Consider the following 15069-nt stretch of genomic DNA (forward strand, 5'->3'; position numbering starts at 1 on the left):
TGCGAGCTGACTCTATCAGATCGCAACCCGCTCTAGCGCATCGTCGGGTGCGGCCGAGGCGGTGGGCGTTCGGCGGGTCGGTAGGGGTCGATGATGTGCCCTCCGCCACGGAGGTCGGAGACCCCATCGCGCACGGTGGCGCCCTCGTATCTCGCCTGTGGAAACGCCGTGCGGATCGTCCGGTCGAAGTCGGGTTGATAGATGACCGGGGGGTCGTGTCGGCGGTCGGTCCAGTCCAGGCCCTTGGCGTCGGCGGCGAAGAGTCGGTAGGCGTCGATGGCGTTGCCCGGCCTTACGAATTCCCGGGGCCGACGCGCCTGCAGCGCCGCCATGAGCGGCCTGTCCTTGAGCACCATGAAGGCGAAGGTCGCGGCGAACTGGGGGTTCTGGTTGGCATAGGCCAGGAAGGCCTGGTTCCATTCCGCCGCCGTGCCCTGCTGGCCGCCGCGCTTCATTTCAATCGCAAGGCCGCGCCGCGCGCGGCGCCACTCCGCGAAGAAGGCTTCCAGGTCCCGGCGTTGGCGGGGGGCGAGATTGTCAGGGCGCGGTGTCCGGGATTCGGGGGAGGACAGCCAGGTCTCGTCGCCAAGTTTTCCGGCTCGCAGATCAGCCTCCCAGTTCCGGCGCGACTCCGCCCAGTCGCCCAGGCCCTCGCCCCGCAGCGTCGGCGCGGCCGCGGTGTCGAGCAGGGCGTTGGTCCGACGGGCCTCCTCGTGCAGCCGACGGCGGGGCGCGATCACACTGCGGGCCACCGGCCGCACGGCGGCGGCGATCAGAGTCTGGGCGGTCTGGACGCGCGGATCGGCGCGGGCGGCGGCCATGCGCGTCTTCACATGCTTGGCGCAGGCGGGTGGGGCGGCGGCGCAACCCTTGGCGAGGTCGAAGGCCGTGTCGCGCACGGCCTCCTCGAACCGGCCCCGCACAGCGCCGGTGATCGAACCGGCCACCTTGTCGGTAAAGACCCCCATCACCCCCTTCAGATGCGGTTCGAGCTGGACGGGCAGCAGGTCCAGGGCGATGCCGATGGCCAGGCTGAGCAGATCGCGCAGCCGCCTGTCCTCCGGGCCCACCGACATGGCGGCGTCGCCGGCGATCGCGGCCTCGGCGTCGCCGATCGCCGACAGCGGTACGGAGTCCAGGCGGGGATCGCTCAGCGTCGGCTCAGCGGCTTGCGAGGCGCGCAGGACGGTGTCGGCCCGTTCCAGCTCGCCGACCACCTGGGCAGCCCGGTCCTGGGTCGCCGCGATGGGCGCCCGCTCCGGAAGGCCGACCTCCCGCGCCTCGTGGGGCCAGGTTTCTTGCAGGAACGCCGAACGGCTCAGGTCAGCGGCCAGCGTTGGCAGGGGGTCGTCGCAGGGCGGGGTCTCCACCCCGGCCAGGCAGGGATCTTCCTGCGCGATCGCCGCGTCGACAGGCTGGGCGATCAACTCGCGGGCCACGGCCTGTACCAGGCTGGCCGGCGCGCGGTTGACCGCGGCGAACTTGAAGCTGTGGGCGAGCGCGACCTGGACGCCTTCCCCCACCGACGACCCGGCCAGGGCGAAGGACCCGACGCAGATCGCGGTCAGGGTGACGATCCGCAGGCCCTTGGACACCTTCTTGCGGCCGGCCAGCAGGCGGTCGAAGGCCTTGGCGCCGCCTAGGGCCAGGAGGGCCGCGCCCCCCAGCAGGGTGAAGGCGGCGATGCGCAACGGCAGCTTGGCGGTCTTCATCCAGCCCAGCAGACCCGAGAACCGAGCTTGGGCGTCGAGGACGGCGGCGACCGTCCGGCCCTCGACATCGGGATCGGTGCGGCTGGCGATATAGGCGTTCAGGACGACGAAGACGAAGGCCGTCCCCGCCATGATCCAGAAGGCCAGGGCGAAGTCGGCGAAGAGACCGAAGTTCGATTTGGGGCGGCCCTGCGCCTTGGCGCGCGCCTCTGCCCGCTGGCTCACCACCTTGGAGGCGATGGCGGCGGTCATGGATACGGCCGCGGTGGCGCCGGCCGTGACCGCGCCGGGCGCCCAGGGTTGGGCCAGCAGGGCCCAGGCGCCGATCAGGCCCATGGCGCCCAGCCAGGCGGCATAGGGGCCGTCCTGCCAGGGCGTAGGTTCGCCAGCCTGCGTCTCGACGGTTTCCGCCATTCGCCCCTCCCCAGGCCAGCCTACGCCCGCCGGGGCGCCTGTCCAATCGGCGGTCGAGGCGCCAAGATCGGCGCGAGAGTCACCGGAACGCGACGCCATGGACCTGATCATCAACGGCGAGACGCGGGCGGTCACCGCCGACCCCACCGCCAACCTGCTGGACGTGCTGCGCGGCGAGCTCGGGCTCACCGGGCCGCGCTTCGGCTGCGGGGCGGGGCAGTGCGGGTCCTGCTCGGTGCTGGTGGACGGGCAGGATGTGGCCGCCTGCCTGGTCGAGGTGGGAAACCTGGCGGGCAAGGCCATCGTCACCGTCGAGGGCCTGGGGACGCCCGACGCGCCCCACCCCCTGCAGACCGCCTTCCTGGAGCTTCAGGCCGGCCAGTGCGGCTATTGCCTGTCGGGCATCCTGGTGGGGGCCAAGGGCCTGCTGGACCGCAACCCCAATCCCACCCGCAAGGAGGTCGCGCAGGCCCTGGCCTGGCACCTCTGCCGTTGCGGGGTGCACAATCGGGTGATGGACGCTGTCCTGCTCGCGGCCAAGCGCATGAACGCGGAGACCGCCCGATGATCCCCGCCAGCCTGCAGGCCAATCCCAGCCTCGACCGCTGGGTGGCCTTCCCCGCCCCCGGCGTCGCCCGCATCGCGTTTGGCAAGGTCGAGTACGGCCAAGGTGCGCTCACGGCGCTGGCCCAGATCGCGGCCGAGGAACTGGACGTCTCGATGGCCCAGGTCCAGGTGGCCAACGCCGCCACCGGCGCCGTGCCCGACGAGGGGATGACCGTCGGCTCCATGTCCATCGAGGTCTCGGGCTCGGCCGTCCGCGCCGCCTGCGCCGAGGTCCGCGCCCTGTTCGTGGCGCAGGCCGCGCGGCGCCTGGACTGCGCCGAGGGCCAGATCGACGTGCGTGACGGCGCCTTCCTGCGCGAGGGCCAGGCCACCGGCGAGACCTACTGGACGCTCGCCCCCGCCATCGACCTCGCCCAGCCCCCCAGCGGCCAGGCCCGCTGGAAGTCCCAGGATCAGCACCGCCTGGTGGGCCGCAGCGAACCGCGCCTGGACCTGCCCGCCAAGATGTTCGGCGGAGGATTCATCCAGGACCTCGTCATGCCCGGCATGTTGCACGCCCGGGTGCTGCGCCAGCCGGGACCCACCGCCCGCCTGGCGAAACTGGATGAGCCCGCCGCCCGCCGGGCCGCCGCGCCCGCCGACCTCGACATCCTGGTGGAGGGGTCCTTCGTGGCCTTCATCTCCCCCAGCGAAGCCGCCGCCGCCCGCGCCCACGCCGCCGTCGAACTGACCACCCAGTGGGACACGCCCCGCGATCTCTCGCCGACCCTCAGCGAAGCGGCGTCCCTAAAGGAGATGCCGACGACGGAACTGGAGACCGGCGCCCCGGCCGGCGGCCCCGCCAACCGCAAGCGTCTGCAGGCGGCCTATTCCCGGCCCTATATCGCCCACGGCTCCATGTCGCCCTCCTGCGGCATCGGCCATTTCGTGGACGGCAGGCTGACCGTCTGGACCCACGCCCAGGGGGTCTATCCGCCCCGGATGCAGATCGCCCGCATCACCGGTCTCGCCCCCGAGGCCATCGACCTGGAGCACGCCCAGGGCGCCGGCTGCTACGGCCACAACGGGGCGGAGGACGCGGCCTATGACGCCGCCTTCATCGCCAGCCGCCGGCCCGGCCCGCCGATCCGCGTCCAGTGGCGGCGCGAGGACGAGTTCGGCCATTCCCCGGTCAGCACCGCCATGCGCGTCGAGATGGCCGCCGAGTTGGACGCCTCGGGCCGCCTGGTGGACTGGACCACCGAGATCTGGACCAATCTGCACGTCAACCGCGGCCGCACCCTGATCGAGCCGGCCCTGCCTCAGGGTCCCCCCGACCTGCCGGCGCCCAACCAGGCCACGGCCTTCGGCGGGCGGCTCAACGCCGTGCCCTCCTATGACATCGAAGCCGTGCGGGTGAAGGAGCACCTGGTGGTCCATTCGCCGGTGCGCACCTCGTCCCTGCGCGGCCTGGGCGGGCCGGTGAACACCTATGCCGGCGAGTGCTTCCTGGACGAGATCGCGCAGGCCGCGGGCCAGGACCCGCTGGCCTTCCGCCTGGCCATGCTCAGCGATCCCCGCGCCCGGGCGGTGGTGGAGCGGATCGGCGTGGTCAGCGGCTGGAACGCGCGTGGCGCGGGCGGGGAGGGACAGGGTCTGGGCCTCGCCTATGACCGCCACCGCGACCGCGGCGCCTATGTCGCCGTCGCCGCCAAGGTCAGCGTCGATGAGGAGGTGCGGCTGGAGCACCTGTGGTGCGTCGCCGACGCCGGCCTGATCATCAATCCGGACGGGGCGAAGAACCAGATCGAGGGCGGCATGATCATGGCCGCCAGCTGGGCGCTCAAGGAACAGGTCAAGCTGGAGGGCCGCGGCGTCGCCTCGGTCACCTGGGACGACTATCCCATCCTGCGCTTCGACGAGGTGCCGCCGGTGGACATCGAGCTGATCGTGCCCCCGGGCGCCGCCCCCAACGGCATCGGCGAGATCTCGCTCGGCCCCTGTCTCGCCGCCATCGGCAACGCCGTGGCCCACGCCCTGGGCGCCCGCCTGCGCGACCTGCCCTATACGCGGGACCGGATCGCGCGGGCCCTGCTGGCGGAGTAGGACCGCCGAAGGCCGCCCCAGGCGTGGCGGCGGCCGACCAGCTGACCATGGGAATGTCAGAGGTAGGTGGTGCGCGAGCCTCTCCACCCGCAGCGCGGATTTGCGGACTCTACGCCTTCAGAAGTTGGAGCAATTCGCGTGCGGCAGGGCCGGACGAGGCGGGGTTTTGACCCGTCACGAGGTTTCCGTCCCGAACGATGTAGGGGGCCTGGTCCGGGCCCTTTTCGTACAGCCCGCCGTTGGCTTTCAGCATGTCTTCCAGGAGAAACGGCACCACCTGGCTCAGGCCCACACCGTCCTCCTCGCTGTTGGTGAAGCCTGTCACGCGGCGACCCGAGACGAGGGGTTCGCCGTTCGCCGCGACTGTCCGCCGGAAGACCGCCGGGGCATGGCAGACCGCGGCGATGGGGCGGTCGTTGGCGGCGAAGGCCTCAACCAGGCGGCGCGCCTCGGCGCTCTCCGCGAGATCCCACATCGGCCCGTGCCCGCCGGGGAAGAACACCCCGTCGTAATCGCCGGCCTGGATCTCCGCCAGCGGCGTGGTGGAGGCCAGGGCTTTCTGCGCTTCGGCGTCGGCCTTGAACCGCTCGGTCGCCGGGGTCTGCGCGTCCTTGGCGTCGCTCTTCGGGTCCAGGGGGGGGCTGGCCGCCCTTTGGCGAGGCCAGGGTGATATCGGCTCCGGCGTCGCGCAGCACGTAGTAGGGGGCCGCGAACTCCTCGAGCCAGAACCCGGTCTTCTCGCCGGTGTCCCCGAGGCGGTCGTGGGACGTCAGCACCATCAAAACGTTCATCGCAGGCTCTCCTGATCAACCGGGACCCCTGTCGACCACGAAGAACCGTGGGGGCGGGATCGCGCCGCGTCGCGGCGCGTGTGGTGTTTGCAACGCAACAAAACAGGCGCGCGCCGAAAAGGTTGCCGAGTCCAAGGGCGATGGTGCAGTGCGCAACCAAGCTGAGCCTTGAACGTTTCGCGATTTCAGCCAGAGCGCCGGATGGTACCGACGCAGGCCGGCCGGCGAGGCAGCATGGAACAGGCGGAGAGCGCCACCCCGCGCGGCGCGGACTACGAATTCCAGCCCCACGAGCGGCCGCTGATGCTGGGGTCGCCGGCGAACCCCGACCATCCGGTGCTACGGCGGGTGGGGTACGGCGTCATCGGGATCCTGATCGCACTGACCAGCGGGCTGAGCAACGGCCTGCTGATCGCCAACCTGCCCCAGATCCAGGGTTCGCTCGGTCTGACGCCTGTGGAGGGCGGTTGGCTGGTGGCGGCCTATTCCATGACCAACATCTTCGCCGGCTTCCTGATCGTCCGGGCGCGGCAACAGTTCGGGCTGCAGCGTCTCACTCGGATCTTCCTGATCGGCTTCGTGCTCCTGACCGGCGCGCAGATGCTGGCGCGCGCCTTCAGCGCCGAGCTGGTCATCCGCGCCGCGGCGGGGATCATCGCCAGCGGCCTCGCGCCACTGTCGTTCTTCTACATCATGCAGGCGATGCCGGCGCGGCTACGGATGGGCGGCATGATCATCGGTCTGGGATTGACCCAGGTCGCTTCGCCGCTCTCGCGGGTGATCTCGCCCCTCCTGCTCAGCGGCGGGGATATCCAGAACCTCCACCTGTTCGAATTCGGCCTGGCGCTGGCCTGCCTGGGCGCGATCGCGCTGCTGCGCCTGCCGCCGAGCGATCGGGCGGACGTCTTCGAGCGGCTTGACGTCCTGACCGCGCTGCTGCTCGCCCCCGGTCTGGCGCTGCTGACGGCGGTGCTGGTGCAGGGGCGGATCGTCTGGTGGTCGACCCCCTGGCTGGGCTACGCCACGGCCGGGTCGATCGTGTTGATCGGCGCGGCTCTGCGCATCGAACACAACCGGTCAAGTCCGCTGCTCAACACCCGCTGGATAGGCGGTCTGGACATGCTGCGGCTCGCGGCCGTGGCGGCGGTCATGCGGGTCCTGCTTTCCGAACAGAACTACGGATCGCTCGGGCTGCTCACCGTGGTCGGCATGGGCCAGGACCAGCTCGTGACGCTTTACGCCGTTGTCACGGGCGCGAGCCTGGCGGGCCTGGCGCTCAGCGTCTTGCGGCTGGACCCCACCGACCTGGTCCGGCCGATCGCCATCTCGGTGGCTCTGATCCTGGCCGGCGCCCTTATCGATGCGCACGCCACCAACCTGACCCGCCCGGCCAATTTCTACCTCAGCCAGGGGCTCATTGGCTTCGCCGCCGTCTATTTCCTGGGTCCCACCCTGATGCTGGGCGTCGTCCGCGCCCTCGCGCGCGGCCCCAGCCACATGGTCAGCTTCTCCGCGGTGTTCGGCATCGCCCAGACGGTGGGCGGGCTGGGGGGCTCGGCGCTCCTTGGCACCTTCCAAATCGTCCGGGAGAAATTTCATTCCCACGAGCTCGCCCAGTCCCTGGTGATCACCGACCCACAGGTCGCCCTGCGAATCCAGCAACTCGGCGGGGCCTACGGGCGTGTCCTCGGCGACCCGGCGCTTCGGCAGGCGCAGGGCGTCGCGCTGCTCGCCCGGCAGACGACGCGGGAGGCCAACATCCTGGCCTTCAATGATGTGTTCCTGCTGATCGCGGTGCTGGCTGGCGTCGGACTGCTGCTGGTGGTGGGGCGGTGGCTGCAGCTGCGGCGCAGTGGCGTCGACCCGCTCGCCGAGGAAATGGCCGCGATCGCGCGCCTACGGACGGAGACTCCCTGATGAACGGCCCCCAGCGACTTGAAGATCCCGTTGAGTCAGCGGCCGAGGCGACCGCGCCTCGCTGGTCGCCGCCGCGAAGCGGGCCCAAGAGCACGGCGCTGTTTGTCGCGCTGCTCGCGGCCGGAGTGCTGCTGGTGCTTTTCGCCTGGCGGCTCCCGCCGTTCGAGCGCCTGACCCAAACCACCGAAAACGCCTATGTGCGCGGCCAGACGACGGTGATCGCGCCGCAGGTGAACGGCTACGTCGCCCAGCTGATGGTGCAGGACTTCCAGACGGTCAGCGCCGGCCAGCCCTTGGCGCGCATCGATGACCGCATCTACCAGCAGCGGGTCGCGCAGGCGCAGGCCAACGTCGACGCCCAGGCGGCGAGCCTCAGCAATTCCCAGCAGAGCCAGCGGTCCAGCAAGGCCTCGCTGGCCGGTCAGGGTGCGGCGGTGGACAGCGCGCGGGCTCAACTTGCCCGCGCTCAGGCCGACATGCGCCGGGTCTCCGCTCTGGCCGCGGAGGGCTCGGTGTCCCTGCGCGAGCGGGATCAGACGCTTGCCGTCCTGCGCCAGACGGAAGCCGGGGTGCGGCAGGCGCAGGCGCAGCAGGCGATCGCCCAGGAGCAGGTTCGCACCGTGGTGGTCGGCCGCGGAGGCCTCGAGGCGGCGCTCGCCAGCGCCCAGGCCGCCAAGCGGCTGGCGCAGATCGATCTCGCCAACACGGTGGTCCGCGCGCCGCAGGACGGCCAGGTGAGCGAGCTGGGCGTGCGCCTTGGTCAATATGTGACGGCGGGCAGTCAGCTCATGTTCCTGGTGCCTCACAAGGTCTGGGTGGTGGCCAATTTCAAGGAGGACCAGACGGCGCGCATGGCGGCCGGGCAAGTCGCGACGGTGAAGGTTGACGCCCTCGGCGGGGCGGTGCTGCGGGGACGGGTGCAGCAGCTGGCCCCGGCGGCCGGGAGCGAATTCTCTGTGATCCGCCCCGACAATGCGACGGGCAACTTCGTCAAGGTCGCCCAGCGTATCGCTGTGCGGATCACAATAGACCCGAACCAACCCTTGGCCGCCAAGCTACGGCCGGGCATGTCGGTCCAGGCCCGCGTGGACACCGGCCGGTGAGGCGGCTTGTCGCCCTTGCGGCTGCTGGCCTGCTGAGCGGCTGCGCTGGCCTGAACCCGGCGGCGCCACCCCAGGCCACGATCGCGCCGCCGCCGGCTTGGCGTACGACCCTGGCGCCAGCCGCCCCCGTCGACGGAGCCTGGTGGGACGGGTTCGGCGATCCGGTCCTGACGGCGTTGGTGCGGCAGGCGCGGGAGCACAACCTTGACCTCGCCATCGCCGCCGCCCGTGTGCGCGAGGCCCGCGCGCAAGAACAGATCGCCCGCTCGCAGCTCTTCCCCAGCCTCGACCTGGGTGTGGGCGCGAGCCGCGCGCGCAGCCTCGACGCTTTCGGCCGGACGATGGAATCCACGGCCGCGCAGCCGGTCTTCCAGGCGGCCTACGAGCTCGACCTGTTCGGCCGCGTGGCGGCCCAGGCCACAGCGGCGCGCCGAAGCGCCGAGGCGACGGAGGCCGGGGCTGACGCCGCGGCCCTGAGCGTCGAGGCGGCCACGGCGAGCGGCTACATCACCCTTCGCGCCCTCGACGCGCGACTGACCGTGGCGCGCGCGACCCTGAGCAGCCGGGCCGAGGCGCTGCGCATCGCCCGCGCCCGCGCCCGGGTCGGTTACACCTCGGACCTGGAGCTGCGTCAGGCCGAGTCCGAATACGAAGCGACGGCCCAGCTCGTTCCCCAGGTCGAACAGCAGATCGCGCGCCAGGAAGACGCGCTCAGCGTTCTGGTGGGCGTCGCGCCGCGGGTGGTCGCGCGCGGGCAGGCGCTTTCGGCCCTGCGGGCGCCGCCGATTCCGGACGTCTTGCCGGCGGATCTCTTGCGGCGGCGGCCAGATATCGCGCAGGCGGAGCTCACCTTGGCCGCCACCGACGCCTCCCTGGCCTCGGCGCGGGCGCAATTCCTGCCGCAGATCCGGCTGACCGCCACCGCCGGGGCGGTTCTGTCCTCGGCGCTGAGGGACCCGGTGGCCGTCTGGTCCATCGGCGGCAGCGTCCTGGCGCCGATCCTCAATGGCGGGCGCCTCAGGGCGCAGGCTGGGGCGGCGGCGGCGCGGCGCGATCAGGCCGCCCTGGCCTATGCCCGCACCGTGCTGACCGCCTTCCGCGAGGTCGAGGACAATCTGGCGGCCGTATCGCGTCTGGCCGACCAGCGAACCCATCTCGCGCGCCAGCGCGCTGCGACGGCGGACGCTTTGCGGCACGCGCAAAACCGCTATCAGGCGGGGTACTCACCCTATCTCGAGGTGGTCGACGCACAGCGCGCCCTGCTCAGCGTCGACCTGACCCTCTTGCAGGTCGAGGCCGACCAGCTCAACGCGCGCGTGAGCCTCTATCAGGCCATGGGCGGCGGCTGGCGCTCCGAGCGGCCGGCGCCATGATCGGGCCGTCGCCACCGAGCGGGCGCCCGGGTTCCGGGCGGCGTGAGCCCACGGACACTGCGGCGATGCCTGAAAAGGAGATCATCGTGGGCCGTGGCCGCAAACTCCGCCTTCGTCCCATTCGCATGGATGACGCCGAGTCCTTGGTCGAGATGGGGCTGCGCTCCACACCGGAAGATCTGCGCCTGAGGTTCTTTTCGCCCGTCCGCCCGGCCGTGGGTCATCTGACGGCGCTGCTCACCGAGTTCAACCGAGAGCGTCACATCGCTGTCGCCGCCTATGACCCCGCGGCGGCGGAGGGAGAAAACGGCATCCTCGGCGTCGTTCGCCTGGTGCTCTCCCAGGATGAGCCGGAAGGGGAATTCGCCATCATGGTCCGCTCAGACCAGGCCAGCCACGGGCTCGGCCATCGCTTGATGGAGGAGATGCTGGGCTGGGCCCGCGACCGCGGGCTTAAGCGCGTTGGGGCAGAAATCATGTTCGAAAACAAACGAATGCTGCGCCTCGCGCGGACTTTCGGCGGCGTTGTCCAGCCGCAATCGCAGGACTTCCACACGGTCCAGGTGGCGATCGACCTGGACCGCTGATGCTTTCGATCCAACGCATATTTGGGTGACATTATTTGGGTGACAGGATATCAGTATTTAGGTGACAGGATATCAAATGCCCATTTCCGCTGGGTAAGTCCAGCCAGCCGAAAGACGTTTATACAATTGGTATCACGTCACCGTAATCGGGGCATGAAGGGTCCATTCGCAGGGAGGCTGCCAGCAAGCGCGACCACGGCCTCGCCAGCAAGGGCCAACAGCCCGTGAGCGGCTCGCGGTTGTCAGGCGACCGTTTAGTGGACAGGCTCCAGCCGCCCAGCAGGAGACGCCGCCCATGCCCACCCAGGACATCGACTACACCGCCGACGGCGCCGCCCTGGTGGGGCGCCTGTTCCGACCTGACGGCAAGGCCAATGGCGCCGCCGTGCTGGTGGCCCACGAGGGTCCGGGCCTCTCGGACCACACCTATACGATCGCGGCGCGCCTGGCGGACCTTGGCTACATCGCCTTCGCCCTGGACTATCACGGTGGCGGCCAGGCGGTGGGGATGGACGTGGCGCGGTCCCGCATCGGCGCCTGGCTGGCCGACCCGACCGGCATCCGCGCGCGGGCCACGGCGGCCCTGGCCGTGCTCACCGCGCAGGCCGGCGTGGACCCCGCCCGCGTCGCAGGCATCGGCTACTGCTTCGGCGGCACCACGGTGCTGGAGCTGGCGCGGTCGGGCGCGACCCTGGCCGCCGTGGTGGGCTTCCACTCCGGCCTCGGAACCGCCCGGCCCCAGGACGCCGCCAACATCAAGGGCAAGGTCCTGACCCTGATCGGCACGGCCGACCCCCTGATCCCCCCCGAGCAGCGCGTCGCCTTCGAGGCCGAGATGAGAGCCGCCAAGGTCGACTGGCAGATGCACCTCTTTGGCGGCGTCGCCCACAGCTTCACCAACCCGGAGGCCGACGGCTCCCGCATGCCCGGCATCCTCTACGACGCCGGCGCCGACGCCCGCTCGTGGCGCGAAATGCGCGCCCTCTTCGCCGAGACCATCGACCGCTAGGGGCCATTCGCATCCGACAGGCTCGGCCGGCACGTGGTGGGACCTCGACGGTCACTTGTCGGCCAATGTCGGCGGCGCGCGCCCCGCCTTCGCCAACGGGGAATTCCGCCCCCGACCGACCGGTTCGACACCTCCGGAGGGCCTTGTCTTCCCTCCGCGACGACCGACATGTGCGCCGCCTAGCCGCCGGTCTTCCAGCGCTCGAACATCTGGCGGAAGGCGTCCTCCAGGATGGCCGTGAACCCCGCCTCGTCGCGGATCGGGGAGGCCTCGAACCGCGGGCGGACTTCGGCGCGCAGGGCGTCGAGGGCAGCCAGGTCTTCGGTCAGGGCCAGGGCCTTGGCGACATAGTCGTCCCAGCTCTCGGCCACCAGTTGGTGCAGGCCCAGCGGCTCCAGCCGCAGGGTCCCGACGCGGCTGTAGAAGTCGGGGCCGCGCAGGGTCAGCAGCGGCACGCCGTTGCTGACCGCCTCTGACGAGGTGGTGCCGCCGGGCGCCGGCGACGGGTCGAGCGCCAGGTCGATGCGGCCGAAGCTCTTCAGATAGTCGGGCCCGGTGGAGTGGCCCTCGAAGACGATCCGCTCGGCGGTGACACCGTGGCCCAGGAAGCGCGCCAGCACCGCCTGCTGCAGCACCGGATCGAGGAAGTAGCGGTACTTGAGCAGCAGCCTGGAGCCCGCGCGGCCCTTGAGGATCCTCGCCCAGGCGGCGACGGTGGCGTCGTTCAGGCGGGCCGGATGGTTGAAGCTGGCGAAGGTGACAAAGCCGTTGGCGAGCGCCGGGGTCGGGGTGGGGTCGAGACGCGCGCCCGGCCTGAAGGGGACGGCGATGGGGCCGAGGCGCCAGATCTGCTCGACGAACAGCGCATCGTCGTCGGCCGCCTGGGTGCCGTCGGCGTGCAGCACATAGTCGATGGCCGCGAGACCCGTGGTCTGGACGTAGTTGATCCAGGCGGCCTGGACCGGTGCTGGCTTCAGGGCGAAGACCCCCAGCCGGCCGTCGGCGGTATGGCCCCAGAGGTCGATCAGGATGTCGATGCCGTCGCTGGCGATCAGGCTGGCGGCGTCGATGTCGCTGAGCGTCTCGATGCCGCGCACGGCGGTGGCGCGAATGCCGATCTCGGTCTTCGGGTCGGCGCAGTAGATGAAGACGTCCAGCTGATCGAGGTCGTGGTTCTCCAGCACCGGGACGATGAACGGATTGAGCTGGCTGCGCAGCAGGGTGGGGGCGACATATCCGATCCGCAGCTTGCGGCCGGCGAGGTCGGAATTGGCGAAGGGCAGGTTTGCGGGGGGCGGCGCGTAGAGCTGCGCCCACCGCCGGGCCTCGGCCGCGTGGAGGCGGACCCCGTTCTCCGCGAAGAAGCAGGCATAGAGCAGGAACTCGTGGGCAATCGAGCTCTTGTAGGTGTCGGCCGCCAGGGTGAAGGCGGTGATGGCCTCCTGGACGCGGCCCTGGTGCAGCAGGGACAGCCCCCATCGCATGATCACATAGAACGTCGCGCCCGGCTGCGGCGCCAGCTGGCCGAAGGCGGCCGCCGCGAGGCCCATCTTGCCGTCGGCATAGGCCTGATCGCCGATCTGCAGGGCGTAGTCGGGCTCGGAGACGAAGCGGGCCATGTCGACCCCGTCCTGCTCACTGATCGCCTGCAGCGCATGGAAGGTCTGGGCGTCCAGCAGCCAGGACCGCTGGCCCTCGACGTCGCCCACCGCGCCCAGGGCGGCGGCCATGGCGTAGTGCAGCCGGTGGTCGTAGATCGGGACCTCGATGAGGGTCTGGAGGCGGTCGACAGCCTCCACGATCCGCCCCGCCGCGACATCGGCCCGGGCCTGCGCGATCTCGGCGTCCAGGTCAGGCTCGTCGCCAGGAATGTCCATCGGGTCCTCGGCGGGAATGCATCGGCAGGCAAATCGCGGTTAAGTCACCTAAGACCATCCACCGACTCGGGCGAGGCAAAAGGTTGAGAGCCGCGACGCGACGCAGACCTGAGCGCCGCCCATGATCGCCGCGATCATGCAGCCCTACCTGCTGCCCTATATCGGCTATTTCCAGCTGATCGCGGCGGCCGACGTCTTCGTGATCTATGACGACGTCCAGTACATGCGCGGCGGCTGGATCAACCGCAACCGCATCCTGCTGAACGGCGCGCCACACTGGCTGACCCTGCCGGTGGAACACTCCGGCGAGGTCAGGACCCAGATCCGCGACACCCGCTATCAGCTGACCGAGGCGAACCTGAAGAAGCTGTCGGGCCAGCTGGACGCCGCCTATCGCAAGGCGCCGCGGGCCGCGGCGGTGAGGCCGTTGCTGGAGGCGATCCTGGCGACGCGCGACCCCAATGTGGCGGGCTTCAACGCCGCGGCGATTGGTGCGGTGCGCCAGGCTCTCGGGATCGGGACGAAGATCGTGCGCGCCTCGGAGATCGGCCGCGACACCAGCCTGACCGGCCAGGCGGCGGTGATCGACATCTGCCGCAGGCTGGGCGCCGACCACTATGTCAACGCGGCCGGCGGGGTGGACCTGTACGCGGGCGAGGCCTTCGCCGCGCAGGGGCTGAGGCTGAGTTTCATCCGCTCGCAGGCGCCGCCCTATCGCCAGTTCGCCGAGCCCTTCGTGGCCAACCTCTCCATCGCCGACGTGCTGATGTTCTGCGGACCCGACCAGCTCGCCGAGCAGGTTGCCGCCTACAACCTGGTGGCCGCATGAGCGACCTGCCGGTCATCGGCCTGCACGGGGCGCCGCGCTCGGGCACCACCTGGATCGGGCAGATCTTCAACAGCGCGCCGGAGACAGCCTTCCGCTTCCAGCCCTTCTTCGCCCACGCCTTCCGGCCGCGCGTGGACGCCGCCACCTCGGCGGCGGAGCTGGACCAGATCCTCAAGGACATCGCGGCCACCGACGACGACTTCATCCTCCAGCGGGCGCGGATGACGGATGGCGATCTGGCCTTCGCCAAGCTCGAGCCCACCCAGGTCGTCTATAAGGAGGCGCGCTACCACCACCTGCTGCCGACCCTGATGCAGATCCCGCGCTTCAAGGGCGTCGGCATCATCCGCGATCCGCTGGAGGCGCTGAGCTCCTGGCGGGCCGCGCCCCGCGAGTTCGATCCCGCCTGGGACTTCGGCGCGGAGTGGCGCGAGGCGGGCTTGAAGAACGGCGGGCGGATCGAGGAGTTCTTCGGCTACGAGAGCTGGAAGCGCGCGGCCCTGATCTTCCAGGACATGGCGGCCAGCTATCCCGATCGCTTCCGCATCCTGCGCTATGGCGACCTGACCGCCGATCCGGCGGGGGTGATCACCGACCTGTTCGGGTTCCTGGGCCTGGCCATGGGCGACCAGACCCGGACCTTCCTGGCGCGCTCCACCAGCCGCGACGACGGCGACACCTATGGGGTGTTCCGCGACCTGTCTAAGCGCGCCGCCCCCGTTCTGCCCGCCGAGGTCCGCCAGGCGGTGCTGGACGATGTGGCCCGGTGCGACCTTGCGACCTACCTGGCCTAAGCGTTCATTAA

General features: G+C 70.6%; 12 protein-coding genes. 9 read left to right on the forward strand and 3 right to left on the reverse strand.

The window, feature by feature from the left end:
- Window positions 1-32: 32 nt before the first annotated feature.
- Entirely contained in the window at window positions 33-2126 is a 2094-nt protein-coding gene (locus tag JKL49_RS07160) for a hypothetical protein (RefSeq protein ID WP_215339365.1), read from the reverse strand.
- Between the two features lie 97 nt (window positions 2127-2223).
- Between JKL49_RS07160 and JKL49_RS07165 the strand changes: the two genes are divergently transcribed.
- Window positions 2224-2694, forward strand: a complete 471-nt coding sequence (locus JKL49_RS07165) for a (2Fe-2S)-binding protein (RefSeq protein WP_215339367.1) — start codon at window positions 2224-2226, stop codon at window positions 2692-2694.
- Window positions 2691-4778 carry a xanthine dehydrogenase family protein molybdopterin-binding subunit gene (locus JKL49_RS07170; protein WP_215339369.1) on the forward strand — a complete coding sequence of 696 codons (2088 nt, stop codon included), beginning with the start codon at window positions 2691-2693 and terminating at the stop codon, window positions 4776-4778. Before JKL49_RS07165 ends, JKL49_RS07170 begins: the two co-directional genes overlap by 4 nt.
- A gap of 109 nt (window positions 4779-4887) precedes the next feature.
- On the opposite strand, the gene JKL49_RS21385 is transcribed toward JKL49_RS07170, so the two are convergent.
- Complete coding sequence (locus tag JKL49_RS21385) at window positions 4888-5280, reverse strand: type 1 glutamine amidotransferase domain-containing protein (RefSeq protein ID WP_430700671.1); 393 nt, start codon at window positions 5278-5280, stop codon at window positions 4888-4890.
- A 490-nt stretch (window positions 5281-5770) separates the two neighbouring features.
- On the opposite strand from JKL49_RS21385, the gene JKL49_RS07180 reads away from it, so the two are divergent.
- From JKL49_RS07180 to JKL49_RS07200, 5 genes are all read left to right on the forward strand, one after another.
- On the forward strand, window positions 5771-7486 hold the full coding sequence (locus JKL49_RS07180) for an MFS transporter (protein WP_215339371.1): 1716 nt from the start codon (window positions 5771-5773) through the stop codon (window positions 7484-7486).
- Window positions 7486-8589, forward strand: coding sequence for an HlyD family secretion protein (locus JKL49_RS07185; RefSeq protein ID WP_215339373.1), 1104 nt, complete (start codon window positions 7486-7488; stop codon window positions 8587-8589). The genes JKL49_RS07180 and JKL49_RS07185 overlap by 1 nt, the downstream gene beginning before the upstream one ends.
- Window positions 8586-9962: an efflux transporter outer membrane subunit gene (locus JKL49_RS07190; protein WP_215339375.1), complete on the forward strand. Its 1377-nt coding sequence runs from the start codon at window positions 8586-8588 to the stop codon at window positions 9960-9962. Before JKL49_RS07185 ends, JKL49_RS07190 begins: the two co-directional genes overlap by 4 nt.
- A 65-nt stretch (window positions 9963-10027) precedes the next feature.
- The gene (locus JKL49_RS07195; RefSeq protein WP_215339377.1) at window positions 10028-10549 is read left to right on the forward strand and encodes a GNAT family N-acetyltransferase; all 522 of its coding nucleotides are present in this window, start codon (window positions 10028-10030) and stop codon (window positions 10547-10549) included.
- Between the two features lie 295 nt (window positions 10550-10844).
- Window positions 10845-11558, forward strand: coding sequence for a dienelactone hydrolase family protein (locus tag JKL49_RS07200; RefSeq protein WP_215339379.1), 714 nt, complete (start codon window positions 10845-10847; stop codon window positions 11556-11558).
- Between the two features lie 179 nt (window positions 11559-11737).
- On the opposite strand, the gene JKL49_RS07205 is transcribed toward JKL49_RS07200, so the two are convergent.
- Window positions 11738-13435 carry an O-linked N-acetylglucosamine transferase, SPINDLY family protein gene (locus tag JKL49_RS07205; protein ID WP_215339381.1) on the reverse strand — a complete coding sequence of 566 codons (1698 nt, stop codon included), beginning with the start codon at window positions 13433-13435 and terminating at the stop codon, window positions 11738-11740.
- 121 nt (window positions 13436-13556) lie between these two features.
- On the opposite strand from JKL49_RS07205, the gene JKL49_RS07210 reads away from it, so the two are divergent.
- Both JKL49_RS07210 and JKL49_RS07215 read left to right on the forward strand, forming a co-directional pair.
- Complete coding sequence (locus tag JKL49_RS07210) at window positions 13557-14264, forward strand: WbqC family protein (protein ID WP_215339383.1); 708 nt, start codon at window positions 13557-13559, stop codon at window positions 14262-14264.
- Entirely contained in the window at window positions 14261-15058 is a 798-nt protein-coding gene (locus JKL49_RS07215) for a sulfotransferase (RefSeq protein WP_215339385.1), read from the forward strand. Before JKL49_RS07210 ends, JKL49_RS07215 begins: the two co-directional genes overlap by 4 nt.
- The last annotated feature ends 11 nt before the right edge of the window (window positions 15059-15069 follow it).

This window comes from Phenylobacterium glaciei (assembly GCF_016772415.1).
GTDB classification, from domain to species: Bacteria; Pseudomonadota; Alphaproteobacteria; order Caulobacterales; family Caulobacteraceae; genus Phenylobacterium; species Phenylobacterium glaciei.

Excerpts from the sequence above, each read along its gene's own strand:
- JKL49_RS07170 (WP_215339369.1), top strand. The coding sequence starts at position 2,691 with ATGATCCCCGCCAGCCTGCAGGCCAATCCCAGCCTCGACCGCTGGGTG.
- JKL49_RS07215 (WP_215339385.1), top strand. The coding sequence starts at position 14,261 with ATGAGCGACCTGCCGGTCATCGGCCTGCACGGGGCGCCGCGCTCGGGC.
- JKL49_RS07160 (WP_215339365.1), bottom strand. The coding sequence starts at position 2,126 with ATGGCGGAAACCGTCGAGACGCAGGCTGGCGAACCTACGCCCTGGCAG.
- JKL49_RS07205 (WP_215339381.1), bottom strand. The coding sequence starts at position 13,435 with ATGGACATTCCTGGCGACGAGCCTGACCTGGACGCCGAGATCGCGCAG.
- JKL49_RS07200 (WP_215339379.1), top strand. The coding sequence starts at position 10,845 with ATGCCCACCCAGGACATCGACTACACCGCCGACGGCGCCGCCCTGGTG.
- JKL49_RS07180 (WP_215339371.1), top strand. The coding sequence starts at position 5,771 with ATGGTACCGACGCAGGCCGGCCGGCGAGGCAGCATGGAACAGGCGGAG.
- JKL49_RS07195 (WP_215339377.1), top strand. The coding sequence starts at position 10,028 with ATGCCTGAAAAGGAGATCATCGTGGGCCGTGGCCGCAAACTCCGCCTT.
- JKL49_RS07185 (WP_215339373.1), top strand. The coding sequence starts at position 7,486 with ATGAACGGCCCCCAGCGACTTGAAGATCCCGTTGAGTCAGCGGCCGAG.
- JKL49_RS07165 (WP_215339367.1), top strand. The coding sequence starts at position 2,224 with ATGGACCTGATCATCAACGGCGAGACGCGGGCGGTCACCGCCGACCCC.
- JKL49_RS07210 (WP_215339383.1), top strand. The coding sequence starts at position 13,557 with ATGATCGCCGCGATCATGCAGCCCTACCTGCTGCCCTATATCGGCTAT.